The sequence below is a fragment of the Accumulibacter sp. genome, assembly GCF_029255125.1.
Classification (GTDB): domain Bacteria; phylum Pseudomonadota; class Gammaproteobacteria; order Burkholderiales; family Rhodocyclaceae; genus Accumulibacter.
This window is the reverse complement of the sequence record NZ_JAPUVR010000007.1, coordinates 1-2980: the sequence shown is the minus strand read 5'-3', so window position 1 is coordinate 2980 and position 2980 is coordinate 1. Positions and strand designations below refer to the sequence as shown.

The window sequence follows — 2980 nt, the reverse complement described above, 5'->3', positions numbered from 1 at the left end:
CCGCGTTCCGCGCTTGCGCTCGGCAAGGGAAATGGCCATGCTGCGCGCTGACGTGCGCGCGACGGTTCGGCCAAGGGGGAGCAGGCATGGCAGAGGAAAGCAGGCAGCTCGATACGGCGGTGGAGCCGGCGCCGATACGCTTCGGCAATGGAACGATCATCGAGGGACTCGGCGGCAACGGCTGGGTGCACCAGCGGCGCCCGGAGAGCGGAGCGCTGCGCTCGGCGGCCGTTCCGGCGCAGGCCGATAGCGCGGTGAGCTTCACGCGTGCGCTGAAGGAACTCGGCATTCGTGAGCAGGAAACGATCAGCCTCGAAGCGAGCGAGCTGCGCGCCGGCGCCGACGACCGGCTGACGCTGCGCCCGGCGATCCCCGCGGGCGATGCGGCGCCGCGCGTCGTCCTTTATCAGGACGAATCGGGCGGCGTCAGTTGGCACTTGGCGATGGCAGCCGAATCGCCCGCGCGCGCTCCTCGGCGCAGGCCGGCGCCGCCGGTTTTCGTCATCCCCTTGCGCAGCGCGCCGGCGCGCGCCAGCCTGCGCGGTGGACTGCCGCGACGCAGCCTGCGCGGGCCGTTGACCACCGTCGGGCGCAAGATTTTCAAGGTGCTGATCGTGCCCGCGCTGTCGGCCTTGCTCGGTGATCCGCTGCGCTGGTTCGCCGAGAAAGTCGAGCAGCGCCATCGTCCTCAATTCCTCTGGCAGCCGACGCCCGACAACTACCGTCGGCCGCCGGCGGCAAACGAAGCGAGCGTCGACTGGTCGCGCCTGCGCGCCGGGCCGGTGTTGCTGCTGGTGCACGGCATCTTCAGCTCGGTCGAAGGCATGCTCTCGGCTTTGCCGCGCAGTGCGCTGCAAAGCTGGTACGAGCGCTACGACGGCCGCCTGCTGGCGTTCAACCACCCGACGGTGAGCGTTTCGCCCGAGGACAACGCGCGCCAACTGCTGCAGATGATCGCACGCCAGGCGCCGAACGAAGCGCTGGTCTTCGACATCGTCTGCCACAGTCGCGGCGGCATCGTCGCGCGCACGCTCGCCGAACGCGGCGCTGAACTGCTGCCCGCCAGCACCTGCCGCTGGCGCAGCGTCTATTTTGCCGCGACGCCGAACGCCGGCTCGCCGCTCGGTGACGCCGCACACCTGCGCGAGCTGATCGACCTCTACAGCAACCTGCTCACCGCTTTCCCGGACGAACCGGCGACCTACTCGACTGAAGTCCTGCTCGGCCTGGTGACGCTCGCCGTGTACGCGATCACCGACGAGCTGCCGGGAATCGCCGCGCTCGGCATGCAGCGCGGCTACATCGTCGATACGCTGAACCGCAATGCGCAGCGCAGCCCGGCGCTCTACAGTGCCGCTGCCGCCGACTTCGCAGCGCAGCCGGGGCGCGACAACGGCTGGCTGATCGATCGCTTTGCCGGCGTCGCCGACGCGCTGGTCGATCGCGTGTTTACCGTCGACGGCAAGGCGCTGGCCAACGACCTCGTCGCGCCGACCGACGGCGTTTTCGCGGCGAATGGCCACCCCTCGTTTCCGATTGCCGACGCGCTGCGCTACGCCGCTGCCGACGGCGTCTGGCACACCGCGTTCTTCGCCGAGCCGCGCACGCTGGCGCATATCGAGGCGCATTTCGAGCGCGTGCGGCAGGCGGCGCTGGCCCGCCGCCCGGCCTTTCGCGGCCCGCCCCCCAGCCCCCGCGCGGCGCGGGGCACGCGCACGATACGCGCGACGCTGCCGCCTGGCGCGCCGCGCCGGGCGGGCGCGAGGATACGGTGTGCCGCGAACCCGCAGTCGATTTCTGCCAGCGCCTCGCCACCGGCGCCAGCGCCGACCTCGTCGTCCGTCTCGAACTGCCGGCGAGCAGCGCGCCGGCGGCCGGGAGAATGGCGCTCGCCTTTGCCGCCGGCAGCGACGAGATCGAACTCGTCACCGAAGTCAGCGCACCGGGATTTTCCATCGCCGGCGCGCGGCACGCGACGCTGCGCGTGCTGCGCGAGCGCGACGCCGCATGCGAAACCGCGCGCTTTCGGCTGACCGCGCTCGACCCGGGCAGCGCGCCGGTCGAGCGGACGATCGTCGTCTCGTTCTTTCGCGGCAACGACTGCGTCGGCGGCGTGACGCAGCGCACGCTGGTCGTCCCGGCGGATGACACGCATCGTGCGCACGATGCGCATGGCAGCCCCGCCGCGCACGATGCGCGTGCTGCGCCGCAAGCCGCGGCGGAGTGTCCGGCGCGGCGCAGCACGCTCCGCCTGGCGCGGCAGCCACGCCAGGCAGCCGACCTGGTCGTCATCCTGCGCCGGCCGCAGATCGGCTGCGAGGTGTTCACGCTCACTCTGCGCTGCCAGATTCCCGGCGCCGAGTACGAAGCGCGCGACTTCGGCAGCTTCGATCTCGACGGCCAGGAACTGGCGAGCTACCTCGCGCAGGCGCTCGACCCGAGCTTCGCGCGCTTCCCCGACGACGGCTTGTCCGCTGCCGCCTGCGATGCCGCCGTCGCTGCCTGGAACGAAGCCTTTCTGACGACGCTCGCCGACCTCGGCAAGCAGCTCTGGCTGCATCTGCCGCAAGCCTTCCGCGACGAATACCTGCGGCTGATGGCGCTCGACGAGCCGCCGCGCTCGTTGTCCATTTTCGCCGACGAATTGTCGTTTCCCTGGGAGCTGATCCGGCCGAGCGGCACGATCGACGGCCGCTTCGTCGAACTGCCGCCGCTCGGCAGCGCGCATCTGCTCGGCCGCTGGCTGCCGGCGACCGCTGCCCGCCCGCAGCCGCAGGCGCTGCCGGTGGCGCGCATGGCGATCGTCGTCCCGGCGGCGCGCGACAGCGGCCTGCCCTGCGCCGCCGACGAGTTGCAGCAACTGCAGATTTCCGGATCTCGAAGGAAACCCGGATGGCACGTTAGACCAGCGCAAAGGTCATTCTGGCTCCGGTTTCCGGATGTGGGAATTCCTGCTGGGTGAGTTCGTCGAGGAGGGCGG

At 70.9% G+C, this 2980-nt stretch carries 1 protein-coding gene; it reads left to right on the top strand.

The genetic code is table 11. The features are described 5' to 3' along the window. Nucleotides 1-86 precede the first annotated feature (86 nt). Nucleotides 87-2033 carry a hypothetical protein gene (locus Q1L59_RS00370; RefSeq protein ID WP_300327317.1) on the top strand — a complete coding sequence of 649 codons (1947 nt, stop codon included), beginning with the start codon at nucleotides 87-89 and terminating at the stop codon, nucleotides 2031-2033. The last annotated feature ends 947 nt before the right edge of the window (nucleotides 2034-2980 follow it).